The following is a 23,909-nucleotide window of genomic DNA, read 5'->3' on the forward strand; positions in this document are numbered from 1 at the left end:
CCTTTCTTTTTTAACACTTTAAATTTAATTTACATAACATTCTGTATTTAATCAATAAAAAGGAGAACTTTCTCTGAAAGTCCTCCTACTATTCTAGAATCGTCTAATTACTATTTTGCTTCAACACAAATACTGAAAGTTCAGGTACACTCCAAAATCTAACCGGCATTCGGGTTGTCCCAATACCTCGATTTACGTATAAATGTAACGGCTTATTCTTCCCTTCTAATTCATACATACCTTCAACATAGCTCTCAGCTAATTTTGTAGTAATTAATGGACCTATAAAAGGAATTTGAACTTGTCCTCCGTGACTATGCCCTGAAACTTGAAAATCAACTGGATAACAAGCTACTTTGTCTACAACATCCGGCTCATGTACTAATAGCATATTGAAATCTTGTTGCCTTACATGTTTTAAAGTCGCGTCTATTTGCGGCTTCCCTAATAAGAAATCATCCAAACCTGATATTGTAATATATTTGCCGTTTCCCACTTTAATTTTCTGCACTTCATTTACTAATACAGAAAAACCAGCTTCCTCCATATACTTTTTATAAAACACACTACCACCCCCGCCCCTATCATGATTCCCAAACACAGCATATTTCCCTAAGGGAGCATTAATTTTCTGCAAAATAACCTTCGCTTCATCTTTTTCCGCACTATAAGATCCAAACTTATCTATTAAATCTCCTGTGAAAACTACTATATCTGGATGCAATTCATTCATCTTCTCAACCAAATTTTCTAGTTGTTTCAATGTAAACTCTGGTCCTAAATGTACATCTGAGAATTGCAATATTTTTTTATTATTAAACTCTTTAGGAATCGTCGGGGCTTCTATTTCATTCCACGTAACTGTTATTAGTTTTCGTTCTATTTCTGTCGCATAGAAATACAAGCTTACTGGAATCATTACTATACTTATGAAACTTATAATAAGTTTCTTTAAGATTGATTTTTTTTGTTCTTTTTTTACATGATGCGTATTCATGTTTTCACCTCTAGATGTAGTTTAAAATCCTTTTGTTACATTGAGGTGACAACATGAAAAAAATTTGGGTTTCAACACGTTGTAGCAAATATGTTTGTTATCCCAGCTGCAATTTTTACCGGTCATGTAACTTGGATTGAATATTTCCCAAACTTCTTGTTTTCTTTGGGAATTTAGTAGGCGGTATGTATTTTGTAGAACTACCTTATTTCATATCTTATAATAAGAAACTACCTACAAATAAAGAGAAGACTGAAATACAGAACAAATCTATATCCGCTTAAATGGAATGGTTATAAAGTAGGCCTAAAAAATATTACAAATTTCATTTTTTTCGTGAATATATCTACGTACACTTGTTCTCGAATGTTTTATACGTTATAATAACAACTTAAATAGCATTATTTACATATGAGGTGAAAAACATGAATAAAACAGAATTAATTAAAAACGTTGCACAAAATGCTGAGATTTCTCAAAAAGAAGCTACTGTAGTTGTACAAACTGTAGTAGAATCAATCACTAACGCTTTAGCTGCTGGTGAAAAAGTACAACTTATCGGATTCGGTACATTCGAAGTTCGTGAAAGAGCTGCTCGTACAGGCCGTAACCCACAAACTGGTGAAGAAATGCAAATCGCAGCTTCTAAAGTACCTGCTTTCAAAGCTGGTAAAGAACTAAAAGAAGCTGTAAAATAATGAAAAAATAGCCTTCTCGTTTATGAGAAGGCTATTTTTTCATAACATAATTGATAAAATTCTGACCATTGTGCTGTTTTTTTTGTTCCTTTATGCAAATAAAACCTTTCCTTTCAAAGAAAGATTTTGCTGTAATACTCGCCTCTGTATATATATCCCCGTGCCCTAAGTTCACTGCTTCTTTTTCTAACTTCTGTAATATGTATGAAGCTACCCCTTTTCCTTGATAATCTTTATGCGTAAATAAGCGATCTATGTAATGCTCATCATTATAATCCCCAAACCCCACTATCACACCTCTATACTCAGCAACGTAACAAATATTCTTTTCTAAAGACTGTAGCCATCTTTCTCTATCTAGTCGCTTTGGCGCCCATGCCTGTAGCTGTAACTCGTTATAATCTCTTGCATTCACCGTATGAACTGTTTCATAGAACAATTGTAATACTGTTTCTAAATCCTCTTTCTGGAATGTCCTAATTATAATATCCGTTAACATATATGAGTCTCCTTACTAAACTAACACTCGGCTTTCTACTATAATAAGATTCAATATTGCTGCTTTATTATACCTTTTTTCTTTTTATACAAACAAAAAAACAACACTTATTCAAAGTATTGTTTTTTTGTATAAAAGCATTTTCAATTACTCTATAAATTAAAATTTTTATTATTTTAATTTCACTCTTTGCAATCTTAGTGCATTTAATACGACTGATACCGAGCTAAATGCCATCGCCGCCCCTGCAACCCAAGGTGCTAAGAAACCTAATGCTGCAATTGGGATCCCTAAGCCATTATAAGCTAACGCCCAGAATAGGTTTTGCTTAATATTTCTAATCGTCATTTTACTCATAAAAATTGCATCGGCAATACTATTTAAATCACCACGGATTAACGTAATATCCGCTGCTTCCATCGCTACATCCGTTCCTGTTCCAATTGCCATACCAATGTCTGCTGTAGCAAGAGCTGGAGCATCATTTATTCCATCTCCAACCATCGCTACTTTCTTACCTTGCGCTTGCAGTTTTTTCACTTCTTCTGCTTTTCCTTCTGGCAATACTTCTGCAATTACGTGATCAATACCAACTTGCCCTGCAATTGCCTGAGCAGTTTGTGTATTATCCCCTGTAATCATAACAACGTCTAGACCCATTTTCTTAAGCCGTGCGATAGCTGCTTTTGAAGTATCTTTTACAGTATCCGCAACAGCAACTATTCCAGCATACTCCTTATCTATCGCTATTAACATTGCTGTTTTTCCTTCTCGCTCTAGCTCTTCCATCGATTTAGAAACTTCTTCAATATCAATATTAAACTTCGTCATTAATCGACGTGTACCAATTAATAATTGTTTCCCTTCAACAATCGATTCAATACCGAACCCAGGAATTGCTTCAAATGTTTCCGAACTTGGTATATCAATTTTCTTTTCTTTAATTCCTTCTACTATCGCTTCTGCAAGTGGATGTTCAGAATTTTTTTCTGCCGCTCCTACTAAACGTAGTATTTCTTCTTCATGGAATCCATCTGCTACAATTATATCTGTTAACACTGGCTTCCCATTTGTCACAGTACCCGTTTTGTCTAAAATAACCGTATCTAATCGGTGCGTTGCTTCTAAATGCTCTCCACCTTTAAATAAAATACCATACTCAGCTGATCTTCCTGATCCAGCCATAATAGATGTAGGTGTCGCAAGACCTAACGCACATGGGCAAGCGATAACAAGTACTGCTATCATTTTCTCAAGCGCTCCGCCAAAATCACCAGGTGTAACAAATATCATCCACACTGCAAATGTAATAATAGCAATTACAACTACAACCGGTACGAAAATACCAGAAATTTGATCAGCTACCCGTTGAATAGGCGCTTTCGATCCTTGCGCTTCTTCTACTACTTTAATAATTTGAGCTAATGCCGTATCTCTACCTACCTTAGTTGCTTTAACTTTTAAAAATCCATTTTTATTTATTGTAGAACCAATTACTACATCTCCAATTGTTTTATCAACTGGAATACTTTCACCCGTTAACATCGATTCATCAATCGCAGATTTTCCTTCTACAATTTCTCCATCAACTGGTATTTTTTCACCAGGTTTTACATAAACGATATCACCAGCTACCACTTCTTCGATTAAAATCTTCATTTCTGTTCCATCTCGCACAACTGTAGCTGTTTTCGCTTGTAATCCCATTAACTTTTTAATTGCTTCTGATGAACGTCCCTTTGCCTTTGCTTCAAATAATTTACCTAAAATAATTAATGTAATAAGTACCGCACTCGTTTCAAAATATAAATCTGTCATATGTTCCGAAGAACCAATAGATTGAATACTTAAATATACACTATAGAAATAAGCGGCCGACGTTCCAAGTGCCACGAGAACATCCATATTCGCACTTTTATTACGTAACGCTTTATAAGCTCCAATATAAAACTGTCCACCAATGATAAATTGAACAGGAGTTGCAAGGGCTAGCTGTACCCAAGGGTTCATTAGCATATCAGGTAAATAAATAAACGATGTAAATGAGAAATGACTCACCATTGCCCACAATAACGGGAATGATAAAATAAACGAAATAATAAATTTCTTCTTTTGTCGTTCAATTTCTTGTAAGCGATGATCTGTTGATCCATCTTGCTCATCTGATTTCACTTCTAATTTATATCCTAACTTTGTAATCGTACTCTTCATTTCATTTACACTGACTTCATCAGGATTAAAGTCTACCGTTGCCGACTCTAAAGCGAAATTAACCGTCGCTTTGTTCACACCATCTAACTTATTTAAACGCTTTTCAACTCTATTCGCACATGCTGCACATGTCATTCCTGAAACAGTAAATTCAGCTTTATCACTTACAATTCCATATCCTAACGATTCAACTTTTTCTTTAAAGTGTTGCGGATTTGTTTTAGTTGGATCGTACATTATTTTTGTTTTTTCAAGTGCAAAATTTACATTTGCATCATGAACACCTTCTATTTTTTTCAGACCTTTTTCAATTCTATTGGCACATGCTGCACATGTCATTCCTGATATTTGAAGATTGGCCTCTTTTTGTTCATTCATGTCTCTCACCTCTATATACCCTTATAAGGTATAATTATTAGCAAAATAAATCGTACTTCGTTTAAAGTACGATTTATTTCCATATCTAAAAATAATTATTGAACATCGTATCCTTGATCTTCGATTACAGCAACGATATCTTTTAATGTTATAGCAGATGAGTCAATAGTAACTTCAACAGTTCCTTCTGCTAATTGAACCTTCACTTGTTCAACACCGTTTAGCTCTTTCACACTGCTTTCGATAGAGTTTACACAATGTCCACAAGACATACCTTCAACTTTTAATGTTAACTGTTCCATTTAAAATCCTCCTCTTGTTTCTTCATTGTTTGTTAATCACAACTACATCTTACCATACCCCCCTAAGGTAATCAATGGTTTTGTATCATGATTTTTCAATTATTTTCTAAACGTTTATTTTACACACACTTTTTCACTACAATACACCTAAATCCAATATACGGGTAAACAAAAAAAACAAGCCAGTTACATACTAGCTTGTTTTTACGCTTTTGAAAAACGTTCAAATACTGTCATTAATTCTTCAATTGCTTCGTCACCATTTCCATTTTTAATAGCTCCTGAAACACAATGACTCGTATGATTTTTTAAGACACCCATTCCTACTTTTTTCATCGCTGCATTAATCGCTGAAATTTGCACTAAAATATCAACGCAATAACGATCATTTTCAATCATATTTTGAATACCACGAACTTGTCCTTCGATTCTCTTCAATCTATTTATAATTTGCTCTTTTTCTTTTTCTGATCTATGTGTTACTGATTCATGCTCTTTATGATCCATATTATCACCTTCTTAAAATTTCTCTTCATCCAATAAAACAATTGCTTTTATGAGTATACTAATTATAGCATTAAATATCTATGTATGATACCCCATATGAGTATATTTCCACTTTATGATTATTCTTAACACATTATTAGCTTCTCAGTCTCAATTTTTATTATACCCTTTCCTTTTTGTAAAAAAATCATTATATCTCCAATCAAAATCCAATAAAGTGAAACTTTAATTAGCACTCCCCAATCGGGCTTTTACTGGTAGCCTGCCCGGCAAATAGCGGGATAAATTGAAACAATAATAAGCGGGGATTGTCCATCCCCGCTTATTATTCGCCTACAAATATAAAAGCCTCAATCTTCACACGTTTAAATTGAGACTTTTTTCTTCCTATATATAGTTATTGCTGATCACATACTTTTGTATCATTCACTACTGAAGTTCCTTCAACGGTCACCGTATGAAAACAATCATTCACTCGAACTGTCACAACATTATCTTGCCGATCAATGATATGATATTCATTAAAATTTTTATTCAGAGCACTGCGAATTTGTTCTCCTTCATAAATTGGGATGCCATGTGATAGAACCCAAATCAGTCCAGCGATAGCAAGAATAGTTTTCATACGATCTACCTCCTTGAGAATATAGTGAACTTTTAATCCGCGCTTTTTCAGCTCTATTCCTCTTGATTTAAATGAATCAAGCCTTTTTGGAAATAAGTTCATTTCGTCTATTTTATGTTTATGCTAATTGTGACGAAAATGTGACAACTTTTTGTCTCTTTAGACGAAAAGTTGAAACAAAACTTTCAAAAAGGACAATTCTACTTATGAAAAAAGGTTATGGAATGTTTCATCCATAACCTTTTTTCAGCCCTATTTTATAACTCATCCACCGTACTTCATGTGGTTTTAGTAGACTTGTTTTATTTTTATTTATCAACATCAAAGCAAAATTTCGAAAAAACCTCCCACACAAGTTCATTTCTACTACTTACCCCAATCTTTTCAAAAATGGATTTTAAATGATCTTGTACTGTGTATATAGATATACACAGTTCTTGGGCTAATTCCTTTGTCGACATACCTGTAAGAATTTTACGTATTACTTGCTTCTCACGTGTTGTAAAACTATAAACTTCCATAATAAGTGGAAAGATTTCTTCTGGTCTTGCTCTTTCGAAAAGAACAACATAACCACCCTGAAAACTACTTGTACATTCTAACTTACTGGCCCGAATGATTAGAAAATGTCCATAGGCTAAAGGTATACAAACTTTTTCTTCTCTCCGTATGCAATCTACATTATATTCGGTAGCCTTAACTTTTGAACAAACTGCTCGTATTAGCCTTGGTATTTCTTTTAAATTTAACTGTTCATACTTTCTAAGATTTGAGAGCCAATCGCTGCCATCTTGATTCGAATATAATAAATTAAAATCCTCACTTAATATAATCGTGCCTGTCCCTATCACCTTCTCTTCTAAAAAAGGTATAGAAAATGCCTTTTTTAAAGCCTCTCCAGCAATTGGGACTATCGTTGCTAAGTACTTACAATCCTCGATATGAAAAACGGGACTGGTACTCCCTCGAAATAAACTAAGATGCCCAAAACATTTCCCCTTACTTATACAAACGCCCCTTAATTCATCTCCAAAACTTGCTGGTTGTAAAATATTTCGGTATCTAGAACTTTTCTTTTGCTCACCATTTGTCGCCATACTAAGAGCAGCAACATGAGGTGAGTGTTCTGATAAATATTTAAATTTATTAAAATCATCTTCTAGAAATTCATTCATAAACAATTGTGGATGAATCTTTTCAACACTTGCATCCGTAAATGCCCCAGTAGATAAAAAAGAAATTGGGTCTATAATTGTAAAACAAGCGGCTTCAAAATCAATGACTTTACGAATCAAGTGGAGAAATGACTTTTGAAATGTCCTTATAGAACTTATACGATTCGCTACCATTGTAATTTCTTTCGTTGTTTTTTCATACATCCTCTTCCCCCCAGATTTATGGGATTGTTCACCTTCATACATTTATTTCATAATAAAGCTATAGCACATATACTAAGGAGGTCAAAAATGAATTGGAATGATACTACCGTAAGTTCATATGAACAAAGAATTCCATTAAAAATCCCAAGCTACTACACCCTATACGACATGATAAATCATTTCTTGTTTACTACACTCCCTAAAGAACATATCAATCCGAATTTACTAGTTATAGGTGCTGGAGGTGGACAAGAAATACTCTCAATAGGTAAACAAAATAGCAATTTATCTTTTACAGGTGTTGATCCATCTGAAAGCATGATACAGTTAGCTAAAAAAAGAATTGAAAACGAAGGCGTACAGAATCAAATTCACTTCGTACATGGAACTGTCCATTCATTATTACCAAATTCGTTATTTGACACCGCTACTTGTATGCTTGTTCTTCATTTCATCCCAACTATTGAGGAGAAAAAAGAGCTTCTTCATGAAATTAGTAGGCGTTTAAAACCTGGTGCTCCATTCTTTCTCTCTACAATAAATGGTGTACCCCATACAAGTATGTTTTGTGCACAATTGAATGCTTGGCAAAACTACATGATACAAAATCAAATTCCATTAGAAGATTGGGACCGATTTGAAAATTCTTTTGAAACAGACATATTTCCTATTTCCGAAAATAATCTACTTGCTATTATGGAGGAATGTGGATTTACTCAAATCAATCGCTTTTTCACTAGCTTTTTAATTGATGGATACGTAGCAATAAAACAATAATGAAAAAAGGTAAGCAATCGCTTACCTTTTTTCATATACTTCTTCTACACTTGACTAATAAATCGCAATCCTTTACTTAAAGACGTTGGGACAACAGATGCGTGATTCTCCCCTTCCGCTTCATAAAACTTAAATTTAAGTTTATCATGTGTTACTTGGAGAAGTCGCTCTGATAATTCATTTGCACCTACAACCATATGCTCTCGTTCTAGTGACCCAACTGTAAGGAATACCCCTGTTTCAAACTTAGCATTGTTTAATTCATTTATAAGGTTCTCTTCTTTTTCAAGTACAGATCGGTTATTCCACCAAATAGATGGACTACTAATAAAATAATTTTGAAAGGCATTTACGTTTGTAAATAGTATGTGTAAAGCAAATAGGCCACCTAGCGAATGCCCAAATAACGTTTGTTTTCCTTTATCAATCGCAAAACTTTTTTCAATTTGCGGTTTAACTTCTTCTTCAATAAAAGTAAAGAAGTTATGTGCTCCTCCTGTTTTAGGCCACGGTTTACCGTCTGGTTTTAAAGGAGCATCTTTTGAAATTACGCTAGGTGTAAAATCATAGCATCTTTCTTCTCCTGAAAATGCTCCTTCAATTGGATAACCGATACCTACTATAACGGCTGGTGAAACACCTGTTTTTTCAGCCCTTACTGATTGTATTTTAACCGCTTCATGAAATGTTTGAAAAAAGGCATTGCCATCTAATACGTATATGACAGGGTATCCTGAATCCGGTGCTGGTTGCCTCGGCTTTGAAATATGAATTTGATATTCCTTACCCTCTACTTTTGAATACATTTTCCACTGTTCTGTATTAGATGTAATAATCTGCTGTTTTTCAATAGTAGTATTCACCCTATCTCCCCCTTTTAACTCGTTACATATATTTCTACTTTTTCTTCTTGAGATACAACACTATCATAACCGAAACAAACAGGAGCCCCATTATACGGGTCAATCATGACACGCGCATCAATATGAAATACTTCTTTTAATACTTCATTTGTAATAATTTCTTCTGGACTACCAGTTGTAACAATTTCCCCATCTTTCATTGCAATAATTTCATCGGAAAACCTTGCTGCGTGGTTAATATCATGCAATACCATTACAATCGTACAATTATGTTCTCTATTTAACTTTTCTACAATTTGCAATACATCTAATTGGTGAGACATATCAAGATATGTAGTCGGTTCATCTAATAGCAACACTTCTGTCTCTTGCGCTAAAGCCATCGCTAGCCATACCTTTTGTCGTTGACCACCTGATAAATTTGCAATTTGTCTCGTTCTAAATTCTGAAGTTTTCGTTATATCTAATGCCCAATCAATCATTTTTTTATCTTTTGAGGTTAACTTGTTTACGTTATTTCGATGTGGATAGCGTCCATAAGAAATTAATTCTTCTACTTTAAGCTCTCCTGGTGCAATCGGAGTTTGCGGAAGTAAGGCTAACAGCTTGGCAATTTCTTTCGTTGGAATTGTATTTAAATCCTGTCCTTGCAAATAAACTTTTCCGCTTTTTTGCTTTAAAATTCGTCCCATCGTTTTTAATAGTGTTGATTTACCGCACCCGTTTGGCCCTATAATTGTCGTTACTTTTCCTTCTTGTATTTCCACATTTAAATCGCGAAACACTGTAAGTTTTTCATAACTCGTTTCTAAATTTTTTGCACTTAAAATACTCACTTTTATTCCTCCTCTTACGCTTTCGCCTTATAAAGTAAATATAAGAAATACGGTACACCGACAATAGAAATAACGATTCCAACTGGTAACTCTACAGGTTTGAAAACTGTTTTTGCAATAAAGTCTGAAGCAATTACAAGAAACATTCCGATTACTCCGCACGTAGGAATGATATGCTTATGCTGAATACCAACAAGTCTTTTCGCTATATGCGGTGCCATTAGTCCGATGAAACCAATACTTCCTGAAACAGCAACACATGCGCTCACAAGTCCGATACTACTTAATAGTAAAATTGATTTCTCTCTTTCTACTGAAACACCTAAACTCGTAATACTCGTTTCTTCCAATTGAAATAAATCTAATAAATAAGCTTTCTTCTGTATAAGTGGAATTAAAATGATAAGCCACGGTAACATAGCAATAATATACTTCCAGTTTGCACTATATATGCTTCCAGACACCCAAACTGCAGCCATCTCAAAATCAGATGATTTCATTTTGAGTGATAAATACATAGAGAATGCGCCAAACCCTGAACCGATTGCAATCCCTGTTAACAAAAGTCGCTGCGAATCTAACTTACCGTTTTTCCAAGAAAACAGATAGATTATAATGGCTGCACCTAATCCACCAACTAGGCCAAACATCGGCATCATCATTATAGAAATCCAGTCTGTGCTCTTTAATTGTCCTTGAAAGAAAAACATAAAAATGACGATAGCTGTACCTGCTCCGGCATTTACTCCTAAAATACCTGGGTCCGCCAAACCATTTCTCGTAATCCCTTGAATTACAGCACCCGCAACGCCTAATCCTAATCCTACTAATCCAGCAATTACAATGCGCGGAAGACGAAACTCAAAAATAACTAAATCATGCTCTGGTAACGGATCTATTCTAAAAAGTGTTTTAAATACATCTGTAATCGTAATATCAAACGTTCCATTCGTTAAACTAATATAAATGGCACATAGTATTAAAAATATAATAATCCCCATCGTCATTCCAAAACGTTGACTTGAACTTTTAAGCATGTCTCTCTCCTCCTCTTGTACGGATTAAATAAAGGAAGAAAGGAATCCCAATTAAAGATGTAACGACTCCAATTGGCGTTTCAAATGGATAGTTTACAAATCTACTTAATACATCACATAAAGCTAAGAAAACTCCACCAATAACACCCGCACATGGTAAAATCCACTTATAATCTACCCCAATAATAAAGCGAGTAATGTGTGGAATAATTAAGCCTACAAAACCAACTTTTCCTACTAAAGCAACTGCTGTTCCTGTTAAAAAAATTACTGATAAAATTGCCATCGCTTTTACTAGTTTTGTACGCTGCCCTAGATTAATAGAAACTTCTTCTCCTAAAGAAAGAATGGTAATAGATTTCGCTATTAACAGCGCTAAAACTATCCCAATTATCCCAAAAGGTATCGTGATTTTAATTATATTAGGGTCCACTTGGTCTAACTTTGCATTAAACCAAAAACTAACATTTTGAGAGATTTGGAAATACGAAGCCATCGCAGCTGATACACTGCTTAAAAATGTTCCAATAACTGTCCCTATAATTGCTAACCTAACAGGAGATAAGCCATTTTGAAGAAGTGAGCCAAAACCAAACACGATACCGGCCCCTAGTGCAGAACCAATCATTGAACATAAAACCATACCGATTGATGACATTCCTGGAAAAAAAATCATACATAGTGTAATAACAAAGGCTGCACCATCCGTCACACCCATAATAGAAGGGGATGCAAGATAGTTTCTTGTCATCCCCTGCATAAGTGCTCCTGATATGGCTAGAAATGCTCCGACTAAAAGAGCTGCAACTACCCTTGGTAAACGTGAAGTAATAATAATATTATGATTTACATCGCTTGAATCAAAATGAAATAATGCGTTCCACACTGTTTCAGCATCAATACTTTTCGCACCATACAAAATAGAAAGTATAACTGTAGCTAAGATGAGTATGGGTGCTATACATAATATAGTTACTGGTACTGCATTTGTTTTCTGCATATCATTCAACGCACCTTACTTATTGTATTATTTAGATAAATTTTTCACTGCTTCTTTTAAGAATGCTGTTTTACTCCAAGCTGTACCACCTTGTGCCATTGGATCCACAACGTTTACAAATACTTTCTTTTCTTTCGCAGCATTCATACTTTGCCAAATTGGATTGCTTTCAATTTCTTCTAGTACTTTCGGGTTTTTATTTTCACTTGCCTCGTATTGTAAGAAAATATAATCCGGGTTAAGTTCAGCAAGTTTTTCAAATGAAATTTTCTCTTGTGCTTTTACAGTTTTCAATTGTTCTGGAGCAGTTAGTCCAAGATCTTTATAAATGACAGGGTTAAAGTATACACCTTCAGGATATAGGAATAATTCGTTTGCTCTTAGTCTAACGACAAGTACTTTTTTGTCTTTTAACTTATCTCCTAGTTTTGCTTTTGCTTTTTCAGCGTCCGCATTGTAATCTTTAATAATCTTTTCTGCTTTATCTTTTTTACCAGTTAATTCTCCCATTAACTTTAAGTTATCCTCCCAATTTGTTGAAACGTGTGATACCGGGAACGTCGGAGCTACTTTTGTAAACTTTTCAGCTGTTTCTGCTGGGAATTTCGTACTTGATGTAATAACATCTGGTTTTAATTGAAGTAATGTTTCAAAATTCGGTTGCATTTTCTCACCAACAGATTTTGCACCCTCTAAATCTTTTTCAAGATACTTTGGTAATTTACCACCTACAGTAATCGCACCAACTGGTTTAATTCCAAGTACGGCCGCATCTTCCATTGACTCTAAACTAGCTGTCGCAATTTTATCTACTTTTGCTGGCACTGTATATTCTTTACCTAAATATGTAATTTTTCGCTTTTCGTCTTTTTTCGTTTCCGTAGCTTTTGTCTGTTGCTTTTGCTCCCCTGAAGTTTTATCCGCACTATTACATGCCGCTAACCCTACACTTAAAACTGTAACCATCCCTAACGTAAATAACTTCTTGTTCATCTTTATATATCTCCTCTCGAAACCTGTAAATAGATTATTTTTATATAAAAACTTAACTACATGAAACTTGTTCCATGCATATAATTCATTAGATTAATAATTTTATCCGGAACTCATTCTCGTTCACTTCCCCTAAACTATAATTCTTTCACACTTCATCCATTGATAACCCTTTTCACTGATAATGATTATCGTTACTAAGTATATATTTAATATGCAATTATTTCAAGAATGATTTGAAAAATTTTAACAAACTGAATTAAAAAGAAGTATCCGCCTATTATTAGCGAGATACTTCTTTTTTTAGAAATTTATATGTAATTCAACTGGGCAATGGTCTGATCCCATTATTTCACTGTTAATTTTCGCATCTGTTATTTGCCCTTTTATTCTTTCAGAGACAACAAAATAATCTAAACGCCATCCGATATTTTTCGCTCTTGCTCCCATACGATAGGACCACCAAGAGTATGCGCCTTCCTGATTAGGATAAAGGTGACGATACGTATCAACAAATCCTTCTTCTAAAATACGTGTAAACTTCTCCCTTTCCTCATCAGAAAATCCAGGGTTTTTACGGTTACTTTTTGGATTTTTTAAATCTATTTCTTTATGAGCAACATTTAAATCTCCACAGAAAACAACTGGTTTCTTTTCATCTAATTGCTTTATATAAGTCCTGAAATCATCTTCCCATTCCATTCTGTAATCTAAACGCTCTAATCCTCGTTTTGAGTTTGGCGTGTATAACGTTATCATGTAAAAATCTTCGAATTCTAAAGTAATGACTCTTCCTTCTTGATCATGCTCTTCAATGCCTAAACCGTACGTAACAGAAAGCGGTTCTTTTTTCGTAAAAATTGCCGTTCCTGAATAGCCTTTTTTCACAGCATAATTCCAATATGTATAATATCCCTCTGGATTTAAATCAATTTGTCCACTCTGTAATTTAATTTCTTGTAGACAAAATATATCTGCATTAGATTCCTCAAGGTATTCTAAAAATCCACCTTTTGCGATAACTGCACGTAAACCATTTACATTCCATGAAATTAACTTCACTTATAATCCTCCTCTTGCTGTTCACTTTCAAAGTTCATGCTATCACAAAATAGAAAAACAATCATATTTTCATCTTTGTAATCTTGCTCTTACATTTTTGAATACGTACATACGCACTTTATTCAGGTTATACTAATTTCAGAGGTGATGTTCTTTGCACAATGAAGGATTTACGTTAACAAGTGAGTATTGGCAAGCAATTATTCATAATGATTCTTCCTATGACAACAAATTCTTTTATGCTGTGAAATCAACTGGTATCTTTTGCCGACCATCGTGTAAATCAAGAATACCGAATCAAAACAATGTACGAATTTTTCTTCATGCAGAACAAGCATTGCATGAAAATTTTCGTCCGTGCAAACGTTGTAAACCAAATGGGATCACTTTACCAAATGAAGAGTGGGTAGTACAAATTAAAGAGTATATTGCAAAGCATTTTGACGAAGCATTAACTCTCGACATACTGGCGGAAATGTGCCACGGTAGTCCCTTTCATTTACAACGCACTTTCAAAAGAATAACAGGAATTAGCCCAATGGAATATATACAGCAATTCAGGATTGTGAAAGCGACGGAATATCTTTCACATACAAAGCAATCCGTTAAGGAAATTAGTACTGCTGTCGGGATAGAAAACCAAGAGTATTTCGCAACTTTATTTAAAACGAAAACTGGATTTACTCCTACTGAATATCGAAAAAAGAACGTAATGAAAGAGGGAGACAATAATGAATTCCTACAAAAATAAATCTATATATTGGACGCTACTTACACATAAAAATTGGTGCTTTCATATTGCGGCAACTGAAAATGGAATTTGTTTTATTGGATCACAAGACGCAAACTTTGAAGAACTAAATATATGGGCTAGAAAAAAAAAGCCCCAACATATATTGACTTGCAATCCAGATTACATGCAAACATATACGAAAGAAATTATCGAGTATTTAGAAAACAAGCGTGAAACTTTTACTTTCCCTATCGATGCTTACGGAACTGCTTTTCAATTATCCGTTTGGAATACGGTACGTGAAATTCCTTACGGGAAGACCTATTCTTATTCAGAAATTGCAGAAAGAATTCAAAAACCTACAGCTGTGCGTGCCGTTGCTTCTGCTATTGCCGCCAACCCTCTTCTCATTACGATTCCTTGCCATCGCGTTATAGGAAAAGATGGAAAACTAACTGGTTTTAGAGGCGGATTAGAAATGAAAAAAGAATTGCTCACATTAGAAAAATTACAGGTGGAATTCATATGACAGCAGAATATAATAACGCATTGACTTTAGCAGCTCCAAAAGAATTTAATTTCCAAGAAAACTTACGCTATCTATCACGTTCTAACAATGAATGTATGTTTCACATTGAAGATAACAAAATTTATAAAGTCATTCCTGTTGAACATGTAAACCCTTTAGTTGAAATTAGTATAAATACTGACGGAAATATTCAAATACGTTTTTTAGGAGAATCCTATAACTCTGAAAAATGGGTATGTGATGCTGTAGCTAACTACGTAATAGAGTGGTTTGATTTCACTACCGATTTAGCTCCTTTTTATACATTAGCTAAACATGACCCACTCCTTCAAGGCCCTATTCAAGATTATTATGGGCTTCGCACATTAGGTATTCCAGATTTATTTGAAGCACTTTCCTGGGGAATTATCGGTCAACAAATTAACCTCGCATATGCTTATACGCTAAAAAGAAGATTAGTTGAACAATTTGGAAGTTACGTAAAATGGAACGATAGAAAACATAGGATATTCCCATCACCTGAAACAATTGCAAATTTACATGTAGAGGATCTTAAAAAATTTAAAATGACGACTAGAAAATGTGAATATTTAATCGGTATTGCGAGGCTTATTACAGAAGGGAAACTATCAAAAGAATCGTTACTACAAACACAAGATGTAAAAATTGCTGAAAAACAATTAACCGCTATCCATGGTATAGGACCGTGGACTGCCCACTATGTTTTAATGCGCTGTTTACGCTTCCCTTCAGCCTTTCCAATTGATGATGTTGGTCTGCATAATGCAATTAAATTTATTACATGTTCCGAAAATAAACCGACTAAAAATGAAATAAAAGACTTTGCGGCAAACTGGACAAATTGGGAATCTTATGCAACTTTTTATTTGTGGCGCGTGCTATATTAAAAAGAACCAAGTAGCACATTCGTACTACTTGGTTCTTGTCTAAGCTTGTTCTTCAAATCGTCTTGCGATTTCTACAATAACTTGAACAGCTTTTTCCATAGTATCTACCGAAACATACTCAAATTTACCGTGGTAGTTTTCACCACCAGTGAAAATATTTGGCGTCGGTAATCCCATATATGATAATTGTGATCCATCTGTTCCACCGCGAATCGGGTGAATGTTCGGTTCGATATTTAAACTTTTCATCGCTTCATATGCAATATCAACAATTTCTCTTACCGGTTCAATTTTTTCAAGCATGTTATAATATTGATCATTCATTTCTAAAACGACCGCATTTTGCCCATACTTCTCTTGCATTTGCTTCACAATATTTTCAACGTTATTTTTACGTGTCTCAAAATTTTCACGATCAAAATCTCGAATAATGTAATACGCTTTACTTTGCTCAACATCACCATTTAAAGAAAGTAAATGATAGAACCCTTCATAGCCTTCTGTATATTCTGGCGCCTCTTCTACTGGTAAATGCCCGTTAAACTCCATAGCAAGTTTCGTTGCGTTACGCATTTTATTTTTCGCTGTTCCAGGATGTGTATTCGTTCCGTTAAACGTTAACTTAGCACCTGCAGCATTAAAACTTTCATACTCTAAACCACCTAATGGACCTCCATCCATCGTGTAAGCGAATGATGCACCAAACGTTTCTACATCAAAATGCGCTGGCCCACGACCAATTTCTTCATCCGGTGTAAATGCTACTCTTATTTTCCCATGCTTAATTTGCGGATTATGTATTAAATGGTTCATTGCAACCATAATTTCTGTAAGACCAGCTTTATCATCTGCACCTAGAAGTGTTGTACCATCAGTTGTAATAATCGTATGTCCTTTATATGATGGTAATTCCGGGAACTGCTCTGGTGTTAAAACAACATTTAGCTCTTCATTTAACGTAATTGCATGACCATCAAAATTTTCATGAATTTGTGGTTTTACGTTTTTCCCCGTAAAGTCTGTTGCCGTATCTAAATGGGCTAAAAATCCGATTACAGGCACATCCTTGTCCGTATTAGCGGGAAGTGTTGCCATTACATAACCATTGTCATCCATCGTTACTTCTGTTAACCCAATTTCTTTTAACTCTTCAACTAATAATTTACCAAATTCAATTTGTCCAGGTGTTGTTGGCACTGTATGGCTTTCTTCATTTGATTGGGTATCAATTTTTACATATCTCGTAAATCTTTCAATAAGTTCTTGTTTCAAGTTCGTTCACTCCCTTTTCTGTTTCTCTCTCCATTATAATCCTTAAAACGAAATATTTTAACTGTTTTGACTGTGAAGATGTATATTTCATTTACATTGTTAACAATTTTAAACGAATGCTAAAAAGGCATAATATTTGTACATTAAAACCGTAACAGGTAACATACATAATTATAAAATATGGGAGGTTTTAAAGATGAGGCTAACTCTCTTTCGCTATTTTCTTTTTTTCTTAGGATTAATTTTCTTTGGCCTTGGAAACGCTCTTGCAGTCAAAGTTAAATTTCTCGGTTTGCATCCTTGGGAAGTTTTAAATATGGCCCTCTACCAAAGATTTGGATGGACCATTGGTACGTGGAGTGTCATATGTGGATTATGTCTCGTTCTCATTTCTTTACTAGTAGATCGAAAATATATAAACGTAGGCACATTTTTAAATGCACTGCTTATCGGTCCTATTATGGACTTTTTCTTACAATCAAATATCCTTCCAAACGCTACTCATTATTTATGGATAAACTTACTCATCTTATTTTCCGGTTTTGCAATCACAGGTATTGGGGGAGGTATGTATGTTGCGGCTGGAATTGGTGCTGGACCTCGCGATGGATTCATGCTTACTATTTCCGACAAAACGGGACTGTCTATTAGCCGTGCTAGAATCATAGTAGAATGCGTTGTATTAGTTATTGGATATATGCTAGGAGGTCCTGTTTTCATCGTAACGTTTCTATACACTTTTATTCAAAGTCCAATCTTTCAGCAATCATTTACAGTATTTCAAACACTTTTACACACTTTACATAACAAAAATAAAGAGCAAATTAATGAAAATATATAAAACACAACTAAATACCTATTGCTCTTTTCATTAACTTTCTAACAAATAATTCACCCTATTTACGATTCTCACCGCAAATAGGGTGTTTCTTTTTTTATCTCACAATATAAGAGTATATACTACTCACTCACAGTAAAAGTATAGATATCGTCATAAACACAACCATTTACCCTAATCACATACTCGCCAGGTTTACTAAAACTAATTGTGTATTTATTTAACTGAATTGCTTCTTTATCTCCCGAAAGAACATCAATACTTCTACCACTCAATAAATACTGCTCACTTTGATTCATCTTTACATGAATCGCATTAAAATTCTCCTCTTGCACTTGCGATGTTTCTGCAGCACTTATACTTGGTTCTAAAAAAAGTAGTCCACTTAATCCAATTGTCCCCGCTAAAGCTACTCCCGCAAATTTTCTCATCTTTTTCATCACAATGACCTCCTTCTAAATGTAGCGCAAAGGCGATGTCTCCCCCTTACACCACAAAGCCTATATGTAACGGAATAAAAAGTAAACACGTACAACAAGACAAAATTCTACATCTTTTTCTTCTATTGAATATAAATCCAATGTTTGGAGTTTTGTCATATTTAAAATGGTTTCCTTAAACCAATTTTCCCATAATTTATTCAAATACTGAATAATTACTTATTGATGTAACATTCTAAAAATAGTTGATAAAGATGCTTTCTATTCAAATAAAAAAGATTTTGCTATAAAAGTAACTTTTACAGCAAAATCCATGCAACCAATTTTATTCCGCTTTCCATAATCTCTCTACGTTCATTAATTGTTCTTCTTTAAATTCCATCTTATATATATCCGGTTTTGCTGTATTCATTAAAAATTCAAGCCCATATTGCTTATCAAAATAGTTCATCATCAATGTCATGGCAAGCCCATGTGTACCAATTACAATTTTGCGCCCTTGAAAATCGATTAAGATTTCTTTTAATACTTTCACTACTCTTCTCTGACAATCCGCATATGACTCTCCTTCCGTTCGTGCAAAGTCCGGATTAGAGAACATCTTCTTTACAAGTGGATACACCTCTTTGTCTAATATAATCTGATCCTCACTTGCAAATCGACACTCTTTAAGATTTTCATATACTACTATTTCTTTTTCATAGAAATTAGCTGCCTCTTCTATCGTTAACATAGCTCTCTTATACGGACTTGAAATGAAAGTATCAATTCCCTCTGTTTTTAATATCTCAGTTACTCTATGAGTATCTAAATTTCCTTTCTCAGATAATCCACGTGTTCTTTCATTCCCCTCTATTTTAAGTGATTCACCATGTCTAACCATGTAAATAAATGTACTCATAATTCCTCCTTAAGATTGTTTATACATCACGTTAATCTGTCCCATCCAAAAACTTAGGCGTAATCGCAATATTAATTTATTCCCCTTTAATATACTTTATACACTTTGCTAAGTTGTTCTTCTAATCCACTCTCCTACTAAACTCTCAAATAGTTCAGGCTGTTCAATTTGCAAATTATGTCCTGCCGTGTCTAACACAGCTAATGTCGCTCTTGGATAATTTTCAATCATTCCTATAATATCTTGATACCCTACCGTTATATCTTGTCTTCCAGCTAATAAAAGAACGGGTTTCTCATATTTCTTACGGTGAAAATCTATAGTAAGAGGGTAATTCTTTTGCAACCTTTCAATAAATTCATAATTAGCAACATCTAATCCTGGCTTAATTTCTTCTTTGAATCGTGTATATGTATATTCATTTGCTACCACTGCCAAATCGCAAAATTCTTCTCTTTCGATAGAAGTGAGCGTATTTAAAAACTCCTCGTCTCGTACAAGCACCTGTTTATCCGGTAAAAGTCTTTCTTTTGGTTGTGCTACAACAACAGGACATACTAACAATAATCCATTCACCTTCTCAGACATCTTTGAGAGTATCCCTCTAGCCAAATACCCTCCGTACGATTCTCCTACCAATAAGAATTTTTCAGTAGAAATAATCTCCTCAATAAATGCAATAAGTACTTCTAATATATGGTCTGAACTATTTATCCAATCTGGAACATTCGATTTTCCCATGCCAGGTAAATCAATATAAATTTTTTGATATCCTTCATATTTCTGAAATACTGATTCCATACATCTTTGCATTAACCTATGATCAGGGGCACAGCCATGTATAATAAGGACTGGTTTCCCCTCTCCAACAATTTCGTAGTATATTTCTACATCTTTAATTCGACATAACATTAAAAGTTCACCCTCTTTTTATAGTTTTAATGGCAACACTATCAAACCCACAAAATCATACCTTCTTATCTTATTACTTTCTAGAACTGATTTTCAATTATAAATTTTCAGATTATAAAACAGCAAGTCTTCCCTTTCGTTTTATAACCTAGAAGGAAGTCCCTTGTCATTTTATATGTAATGTTGCATCTCTGCTTGCAAATCACTAAAAAACCTTTAAAATCTAAAGGATGACTAAATATACAAATTCTATCTATATTCCTTATAAACTAAAAATTATTGAACGCAATACTTTTTCAATTTTAAGAAGTATTACACTCTTCAATTCTTTTCTTATTAGCATGCTTTTTATATGGAAATCTGATACAATCCTTAAGTAATATTATTATGTATAGATATTACGAATATAGTGCATAATTAAAGAAGGTGATTTTATTGAAATTAAATAAAAATTTACAACTATGCATATTAATTACAACGTTAGTATGCTATTCAATCTATTTTATGTTTTTCTTTCTGTTCCCTACTCATTTTTCAAATTTCAATGTACGCTTCGCTTCACTCATCATTGAAGCCATTACATTTGTATCACTAATTTACTCTATATATTCTAAAAAGGTTAGTTCAAATCCTTTTTGGATATGTATCACAATAGCAATTGGTAGTTTTTTATTAGGAAAAATAGTATATACGTATCAAGATAACTTTTTTGAGATTCCAATATATCGTTTTACTGTTTCTGATGTATTTTACATGTTTTTTCTATTCTTCTGCCTTATCGCTTTCTGCTATAAAATCTTAAAAGAATGCAACAAATGGGAAAAGGCATTCTTTATTTGTGATCTATGCATAGTACTCATTTCCGTATTCACATTAGAATGGTATTTATTTAATCAGCCAGATTTAAATATATTTTCCCTTTCACTGGGAGATATTTTTCTTTCCTTTCTATATCCAATTGCAGACCTATTATTTCTTCTACTAAGTGTTAGTCTCTTTTTCCGTCCAACTGTTTTTAATTCCAAACGGAAAATTTATATTTTTATTTTTGTATTAATAAGTTCTGCAACTTTTAACTATATTTATTTCTACCTATATAGCTATTTAGCAAATGATACTATAACGCTATTACGTCTTTTATATAGAGTACCTATATTACTTATCGCAATAGCTGCTTCCATTTCAGACGATTATAATAACAATAAAAATTATTTTACTGTACACCCTAGATTAGGGAAAAAGATTTTAGTCGTATTTCCCTATCTGGCCGTCGCAATACTAATCGGGTTTACGTTAAAAGAACAAACATCATCTTCCACTCTCATTACAGGAAATTGTATCGCTTTTGTTTTTGTACTTATTCGACATTCTATTGTGGGTATGCAAAATGCTACTCTAACAAAACGTCTACAAGCATTTAATGCTCAACTAGAAGATAAAGTTACTTTAAGGACTTCTGATTTAGTCCATAAGTCAGAGGCTCTATCTCAGAAACAGCAAAAATTCGAATCATTATATGAATATCATCCTGACCCCATTTTTACAATTGATTTAAATGGAGTATTCTTAAATGTAAATAAGGCAGGAAGCGTCCTACTCGGAGCACCAACAAACGAGTTACTCGGTGAGACATGTTTCTCGATCATTTTAGATGAAGATAAACACAAACTGTTAACTGCATTAGAAAAAGTTAAACAACAAAAATCGGCATCCTTACAACTTAGTTCTCAATATAAAGATGGTTTTATTTATTTTTTATACGTTACCATCGTCCCTATTATGATAGATGGACAAATTTCAGGAAGCTATATTATGGTAAAGGATATTACCGCACAAAAAAAACAACAAGAAGAAATAAAATATTTAGCATTCCACGATACTGTAACGAAAATTGGGAATCGAGCCTATTTCCATAAGAAATTAAGAAAAGTTATAAAGAATGCTCAAACAATAAATAGTGAGTTTGCATTATTATATTTAGATTTAGACCGCTTTAAAGCAATTAACGATACACTTGGGCATTCGTCAGGTGATTACATATTAGAAGAAGTGGCACAGCGATTCCAATCATGTCTTCCATCACATACTTATGTATCAAGAATCGGTGGCGATGAATTTACAATCTTAATTGAAAACTATACTGACCATGATTCCTTATTTCAGTTATGTAACGAATTATTTGAAAGTATGAAAAAACCATTTGTCATACATGAACAAAAATTAAATGTATCACTTAGTATTGGTATCGCTATTTATCCACATTCTGGAATCGATGCCTCTACACTTTTGAAAAACGCTAATGTCGCAATGTATGATGCGAAAGAAAAAGAGCTTAATTCAGTCTCTATTTATGACGATGTAATCGCTAAAAAAATCGAAAGACGATTACGATTAGAGAAAGATTTACCAAACGCACTTCAAAATGAAGAATTATTCCTTTTATATCAACCTCAAGTTGACAGTGAATCTAACAAAATTATCGGTGCTGAAGCTTTGATCAGATGGAACCATCCCGAATTAGGTGTTATTTCTCCATACGAATTTATTCCTATTGCTGAAGAAACACTACAAATTATTCCAATAGGAAAATGGACATTACAACAAGCTTGTGAGCAAATGAAACGTTGGCATGCACTCGGGTATTCTCATTTAAAAATAGGAGTAAATTTATCTGCTAAAGAATTTGAACAAGAAGATTTTGTAAAGTCTATTTCATCTACTTTAGCAACTACAGGCTTACCAGCAAGTTCTCTCGATCTTGAATTAACAGAACGAATTGCAATGATGGATGAAAGAGAAACATTAATAAAACTACGTACACTAAAAAATTTAGGAATTCACATTTCAATCGACGACTTTGGTACAGGCTATTCTTCGCTTGCTTACTTACCTTTATATCCAATCGATACTTTAAAAATCCCGAGGGAATTTATGACAATGTCTGAAACGTGTGAAGATGGAATGGAAATCATTAAAACAATCATCACATTAGCACATACATTAGAGATGTCGGTTATCGCTGAAGGTGTAGAAACGAAAGAACACGTGAATTTCCTTCAAAAAAATAAATGTCAGTTTATTCAAGGTTACTATTACAGTAAACCTATTTATTCTAATGCATTTACTAAGCTGTTAAAAAACGGTATTCGTCTATAGTATATAGCTCTATACAGAATATAATAGGCTACATAATAATGAATTTGAAAAACAAA

The 23,909-nt window shown here is 33.8% G+C and carries 24 protein-coding genes and 1 pseudogene; 8 read left to right on the forward strand and 17 right to left on the reverse strand.

All coding sequences use genetic code 11. The annotated features are described in order from the left end of the window. Positions 1 to 103 precede the first annotated feature (103 nt). Complete coding sequence (locus MHH42_RS18520; RefSeq protein WP_001091710.1) at positions 104 to 997, reverse strand: metallophosphoesterase; 894 nt, start codon at positions 995 to 997, stop codon at positions 104 to 106. A gap of 66 nt (positions 998 to 1,063) precedes the next feature. Here MHH42_RS18520 and MHH42_RS18525 point away from each other — a divergent pair. Together MHH42_RS18525 and MHH42_RS18530 are read left to right on the forward strand one after the other, a co-directional pair. Then, positions 1,064 to 1,281 (forward strand): annotated as a pseudogene (locus tag MHH42_RS18525) (formate/nitrite transporter family protein); the annotation flags it as partial. A 141-nt stretch (positions 1,282 to 1,422) separates the two neighbouring features. Then, positions 1,423 to 1,695 (forward strand): HU family DNA-binding protein, encoded by a 273-nt coding sequence (locus tag MHH42_RS18530; protein ID WP_001043903.1) that lies wholly within the window; start codon positions 1,423 to 1,425, stop codon positions 1,693 to 1,695. Positions 1,696 to 1,726: 31 nt separating this feature from the next. On the opposite strand, the gene MHH42_RS18535 is transcribed toward MHH42_RS18530, so the two are convergent. The 6 genes from MHH42_RS18535 to MHH42_RS18560 form a co-directional block, all read right to left on the reverse strand. Next, on the reverse strand, positions 1,727 to 2,194 hold the full coding sequence (locus tag MHH42_RS18535; RefSeq protein ID WP_016108948.1) for a GNAT family N-acetyltransferase: 468 nt from the start codon (positions 2,192 to 2,194) through the stop codon (positions 1,727 to 1,729). A gap of 171 nt (positions 2,195 to 2,365) precedes the next feature. After that, positions 2,366 to 4,783, reverse strand: coding sequence for a heavy metal translocating P-type ATPase (locus tag MHH42_RS18540; protein WP_016108949.1), 2,418 nt, complete (start codon positions 4,781 to 4,783; stop codon positions 2,366 to 2,368). 95 nt (positions 4,784 to 4,878) lie between these two features. Continuing rightward, the gene (copZ, locus tag MHH42_RS18545) at positions 4,879 to 5,085 is read right to left on the reverse strand and encodes a copper chaperone CopZ (protein ID WP_000436968.1); all 207 of its coding nucleotides are present in this window, start codon (positions 5,083 to 5,085) and stop codon (positions 4,879 to 4,881) included. Positions 5,086 to 5,289: 204 nt separating this feature from the next. Beyond that, positions 5,290 to 5,592: a metal-sensing transcriptional repressor gene (locus MHH42_RS18550; RefSeq protein ID WP_000349642.1), complete on the reverse strand. Its 303-nt coding sequence runs from the start codon at positions 5,590 to 5,592 to the stop codon at positions 5,290 to 5,292. 397 nt (positions 5,593 to 5,989) lie between these two features. Then, complete coding sequence (locus MHH42_RS18555; RefSeq protein ID WP_000849103.1) at positions 5,990 to 6,217, reverse strand: hypothetical protein; 228 nt, start codon at positions 6,215 to 6,217, stop codon at positions 5,990 to 5,992. A 308-nt stretch (positions 6,218 to 6,525) separates the two neighbouring features. Continuing rightward, positions 6,526 to 7,596 (reverse strand): helix-turn-helix transcriptional regulator, encoded by a 1,071-nt coding sequence (locus MHH42_RS18560; protein ID WP_340893785.1) that lies wholly within the window; start codon positions 7,594 to 7,596, stop codon positions 6,526 to 6,528. Positions 7,597 to 7,683: 87 nt separating this feature from the next. Between MHH42_RS18560 and MHH42_RS18565 the strand changes: the two genes are divergently transcribed. Then, positions 7,684 to 8,373 carry a class I SAM-dependent methyltransferase gene (locus tag MHH42_RS18565; RefSeq protein ID WP_016108951.1) on the forward strand — a complete coding sequence of 230 codons (690 nt, stop codon included), beginning with the start codon at positions 7,684 to 7,686 and terminating at the stop codon, positions 8,371 to 8,373. A gap of 44 nt (positions 8,374 to 8,417) precedes the next feature. Here MHH42_RS18565 and MHH42_RS18570 read toward each other — a convergent pair whose 3' ends face one another. From MHH42_RS18570 to MHH42_RS18595, 6 genes are all read right to left on the reverse strand, one after another. Beyond that, positions 8,418 to 9,236: an alpha/beta hydrolase gene (locus MHH42_RS18570; protein ID WP_001098325.1), complete on the reverse strand. Its 819-nt coding sequence runs from the start codon at positions 9,234 to 9,236 to the stop codon at positions 8,418 to 8,420. A 14-nt stretch (positions 9,237 to 9,250) separates the two neighbouring features. After that, complete coding sequence (locus MHH42_RS18575) at positions 9,251 to 10,072, reverse strand: ABC transporter ATP-binding protein (protein ID WP_340893788.1); 822 nt, start codon at positions 10,070 to 10,072, stop codon at positions 9,251 to 9,253. 14 nt (positions 10,073 to 10,086) lie between these two features. Then, the gene (locus MHH42_RS18580; RefSeq protein WP_016108953.1) at positions 10,087 to 11,109 is read right to left on the reverse strand and encodes a FecCD family ABC transporter permease; all 1,023 of its coding nucleotides are present in this window, start codon (positions 11,107 to 11,109) and stop codon (positions 10,087 to 10,089) included. Continuing rightward, positions 11,102 to 12,109 (reverse strand): FecCD family ABC transporter permease, encoded by a 1,008-nt coding sequence (locus tag MHH42_RS18585; protein WP_016108954.1) that lies wholly within the window; start codon positions 12,107 to 12,109, stop codon positions 11,102 to 11,104. Before MHH42_RS18585 ends, MHH42_RS18580 begins: the two co-directional genes overlap by 8 nt. Positions 12,110 to 12,136: 27 nt before the next feature. Next, positions 12,137 to 13,102 (reverse strand): iron-hydroxamate ABC transporter substrate-binding protein, encoded by a 966-nt coding sequence (locus MHH42_RS18590; protein WP_001035500.1) that lies wholly within the window; start codon positions 13,100 to 13,102, stop codon positions 12,137 to 12,139. 303 nt (positions 13,103 to 13,405) lie between these two features. Further along, positions 13,406 to 14,164: an exodeoxyribonuclease III gene (locus MHH42_RS18595; RefSeq protein WP_000767610.1), complete on the reverse strand. Its 759-nt coding sequence runs from the start codon at positions 14,162 to 14,164 to the stop codon at positions 13,406 to 13,408. A gap of 154 nt (positions 14,165 to 14,318) precedes the next feature. Here MHH42_RS18595 and MHH42_RS18600 point away from each other — a divergent pair, with 154 nt between their 5' ends. Genes MHH42_RS18600 through MHH42_RS18610 form a run of 3 tightly spaced genes read left to right on the forward strand, consistent with a single transcriptional unit; the run spans position 14,319 to position 16,334 of the window. Further along, the gene (locus tag MHH42_RS18600; protein WP_000551292.1) at positions 14,319 to 14,915 is read left to right on the forward strand and encodes a bifunctional transcriptional activator/DNA repair enzyme AdaA; all 597 of its coding nucleotides are present in this window, start codon (positions 14,319 to 14,321) and stop codon (positions 14,913 to 14,915) included. After that, complete coding sequence (locus tag MHH42_RS18605) at positions 14,896 to 15,426, forward strand: methylated-DNA--[protein]-cysteine S-methyltransferase (protein WP_001089819.1); 531 nt, start codon at positions 14,896 to 14,898, stop codon at positions 15,424 to 15,426. The genes MHH42_RS18600 and MHH42_RS18605 overlap by 20 nt, the downstream gene beginning before the upstream one ends. After that, a complete protein-coding gene (locus MHH42_RS18610; protein WP_016108955.1) occupies positions 15,423 to 16,334 on the forward strand; it encodes a DNA-3-methyladenine glycosylase 2 in 912 nt (303 codons plus the stop codon). The genes MHH42_RS18605 and MHH42_RS18610 overlap by 4 nt, the downstream gene beginning before the upstream one ends. Before the next feature lie 39 nt (positions 16,335 to 16,373). Here the strand turns inward: MHH42_RS18610 and pepT are convergent, their stop codons facing one another. Next, complete coding sequence (pepT, locus tag MHH42_RS18615; RefSeq protein ID WP_097854955.1) at positions 16,374 to 17,606, reverse strand: peptidase T; 1,233 nt, start codon at positions 17,604 to 17,606, stop codon at positions 16,374 to 16,376. Between the two features lie 196 nt (positions 17,607 to 17,802). On the opposite strand from pepT, the gene MHH42_RS18620 reads away from it, so the two are divergent. After that, entirely contained in the window at positions 17,803 to 18,447 is a 645-nt protein-coding gene (locus MHH42_RS18620) for a YczE/YyaS/YitT family protein (RefSeq protein WP_340893792.1), read from the forward strand. A 119-nt stretch (positions 18,448 to 18,566) separates the two neighbouring features. Here MHH42_RS18620 and MHH42_RS18625 read toward each other — a convergent pair whose 3' ends face one another. The 3 genes from MHH42_RS18625 to MHH42_RS18635 all read right to left on the reverse strand — a co-directional run bounded on the left by MHH42_RS18625 (position 18,567) and on the right by MHH42_RS18635 (position 20,697). Continuing rightward, positions 18,567 to 18,884, reverse strand: coding sequence for a hypothetical protein (locus tag MHH42_RS18625; RefSeq protein ID WP_016108957.1), 318 nt, complete (start codon positions 18,882 to 18,884; stop codon positions 18,567 to 18,569). Between the two features lie 325 nt (positions 18,885 to 19,209). Beyond that, a complete protein-coding gene (locus tag MHH42_RS18630) occupies positions 19,210 to 19,785 on the reverse strand; it encodes a histidine phosphatase family protein (protein ID WP_098226448.1) in 576 nt (191 codons plus the stop codon). Between the two features lie 108 nt (positions 19,786 to 19,893). Then, positions 19,894 to 20,697, reverse strand: coding sequence for an alpha/beta fold hydrolase (locus MHH42_RS18635; protein ID WP_016108959.1), 804 nt, complete (start codon positions 20,695 to 20,697; stop codon positions 19,894 to 19,896). Between the two features lie 435 nt (positions 20,698 to 21,132). Here MHH42_RS18635 and MHH42_RS18640 point away from each other — a divergent pair, with 435 nt between their 5' ends. Next, on the forward strand, positions 21,133 to 23,853 hold the full coding sequence (locus MHH42_RS18640) for a GGDEF domain-containing phosphodiesterase (RefSeq protein ID WP_016108960.1): 2,721 nt from the start codon (positions 21,133 to 21,135) through the stop codon (positions 23,851 to 23,853). Positions 23,854 to 23,909 lie beyond the last annotated feature (56 nt).

The organism is Bacillus sp. FSL L8-0099 (genome assembly GCF_038006385.1).
Lineage (GTDB): Bacteria > Bacillota > Bacilli > Bacillales > Bacillaceae_G > Bacillus_A > Bacillus_A toyonensis.

Excerpts from the sequence above, each read along its gene's own strand:
- MHH42_RS18520 (WP_001091710.1), bottom strand. The coding sequence starts at position 997 with ATGAATACGCATCATGTAAAAAAAGAACAAAAAAAATCAATCTTAAAG.
- MHH42_RS18610 (WP_016108955.1), top strand. The coding sequence starts at position 15,423 with ATGACAGCAGAATATAATAACGCATTGACTTTAGCAGCTCCAAAAGAA.
- MHH42_RS18580 (WP_016108953.1), bottom strand. The coding sequence starts at position 11,109 with ATGCTTAAAAGTTCAAGTCAACGTTTTGGAATGACGATGGGGATTATT.
- MHH42_RS18535 (WP_016108948.1), bottom strand. The coding sequence starts at position 2,194 with ATGTTAACGGATATTATAATTAGGACATTCCAGAAAGAGGATTTAGAA.
- MHH42_RS18550 (WP_000349642.1), bottom strand. The coding sequence starts at position 5,592 with ATGGATCATAAAGAGCATGAATCAGTAACACATAGATCAGAAAAAGAA.
- MHH42_RS18625 (WP_016108957.1), bottom strand. The coding sequence starts at position 18,884 with ATGAAAAAGATGAGAAAATTTGCGGGAGTAGCTTTAGCGGGGACAATT.
- MHH42_RS18585 (WP_016108954.1), bottom strand. The coding sequence starts at position 12,109 with ATGCAGAAAACAAATGCAGTACCAGTAACTATATTATGTATAGCACCC.
- MHH42_RS18560 (WP_340893785.1), bottom strand. The coding sequence starts at position 7,596 with ATGTATGAAAAAACAACGAAAGAAATTACAATGGTAGCGAATCGTATA.
- MHH42_RS18540 (WP_016108949.1), bottom strand. The coding sequence starts at position 4,783 with ATGAATGAACAAAAAGAGGCCAATCTTCAAATATCAGGAATGACATGT.
- MHH42_RS18620 (WP_340893792.1), top strand. The coding sequence starts at position 17,803 with ATGAGGCTAACTCTCTTTCGCTATTTTCTTTTTTTCTTAGGATTAATT.
- copZ (WP_000436968.1), bottom strand. The coding sequence starts at position 5,085 with ATGGAACAGTTAACATTAAAAGTTGAAGGTATGTCTTGTGGACATTGT.
- MHH42_RS18605 (WP_001089819.1), top strand. The coding sequence starts at position 14,896 with ATGAATTCCTACAAAAATAAATCTATATATTGGACGCTACTTACACAT.
- MHH42_RS18530 (WP_001043903.1), top strand. The coding sequence starts at position 1,423 with ATGAATAAAACAGAATTAATTAAAAACGTTGCACAAAATGCTGAGATT.
- MHH42_RS18565 (WP_016108951.1), top strand. The coding sequence starts at position 7,684 with ATGAATTGGAATGATACTACCGTAAGTTCATATGAACAAAGAATTCCA.
- MHH42_RS18635 (WP_016108959.1), bottom strand. The coding sequence starts at position 20,697 with ATGTTATGTCGAATTAAAGATGTAGAAATATACTACGAAATTGTTGGA.
- MHH42_RS18555 (WP_000849103.1), bottom strand. The coding sequence starts at position 6,217 with ATGAAAACTATTCTTGCTATCGCTGGACTGATTTGGGTTCTATCACAT.
- MHH42_RS18630 (WP_098226448.1), bottom strand. The coding sequence starts at position 19,785 with ATGAGTACATTTATTTACATGGTTAGACATGGTGAATCACTTAAAATA.
- MHH42_RS18590 (WP_001035500.1), bottom strand. The coding sequence starts at position 13,102 with ATGAACAAGAAGTTATTTACGTTAGGGATGGTTACAGTTTTAAGTGTA.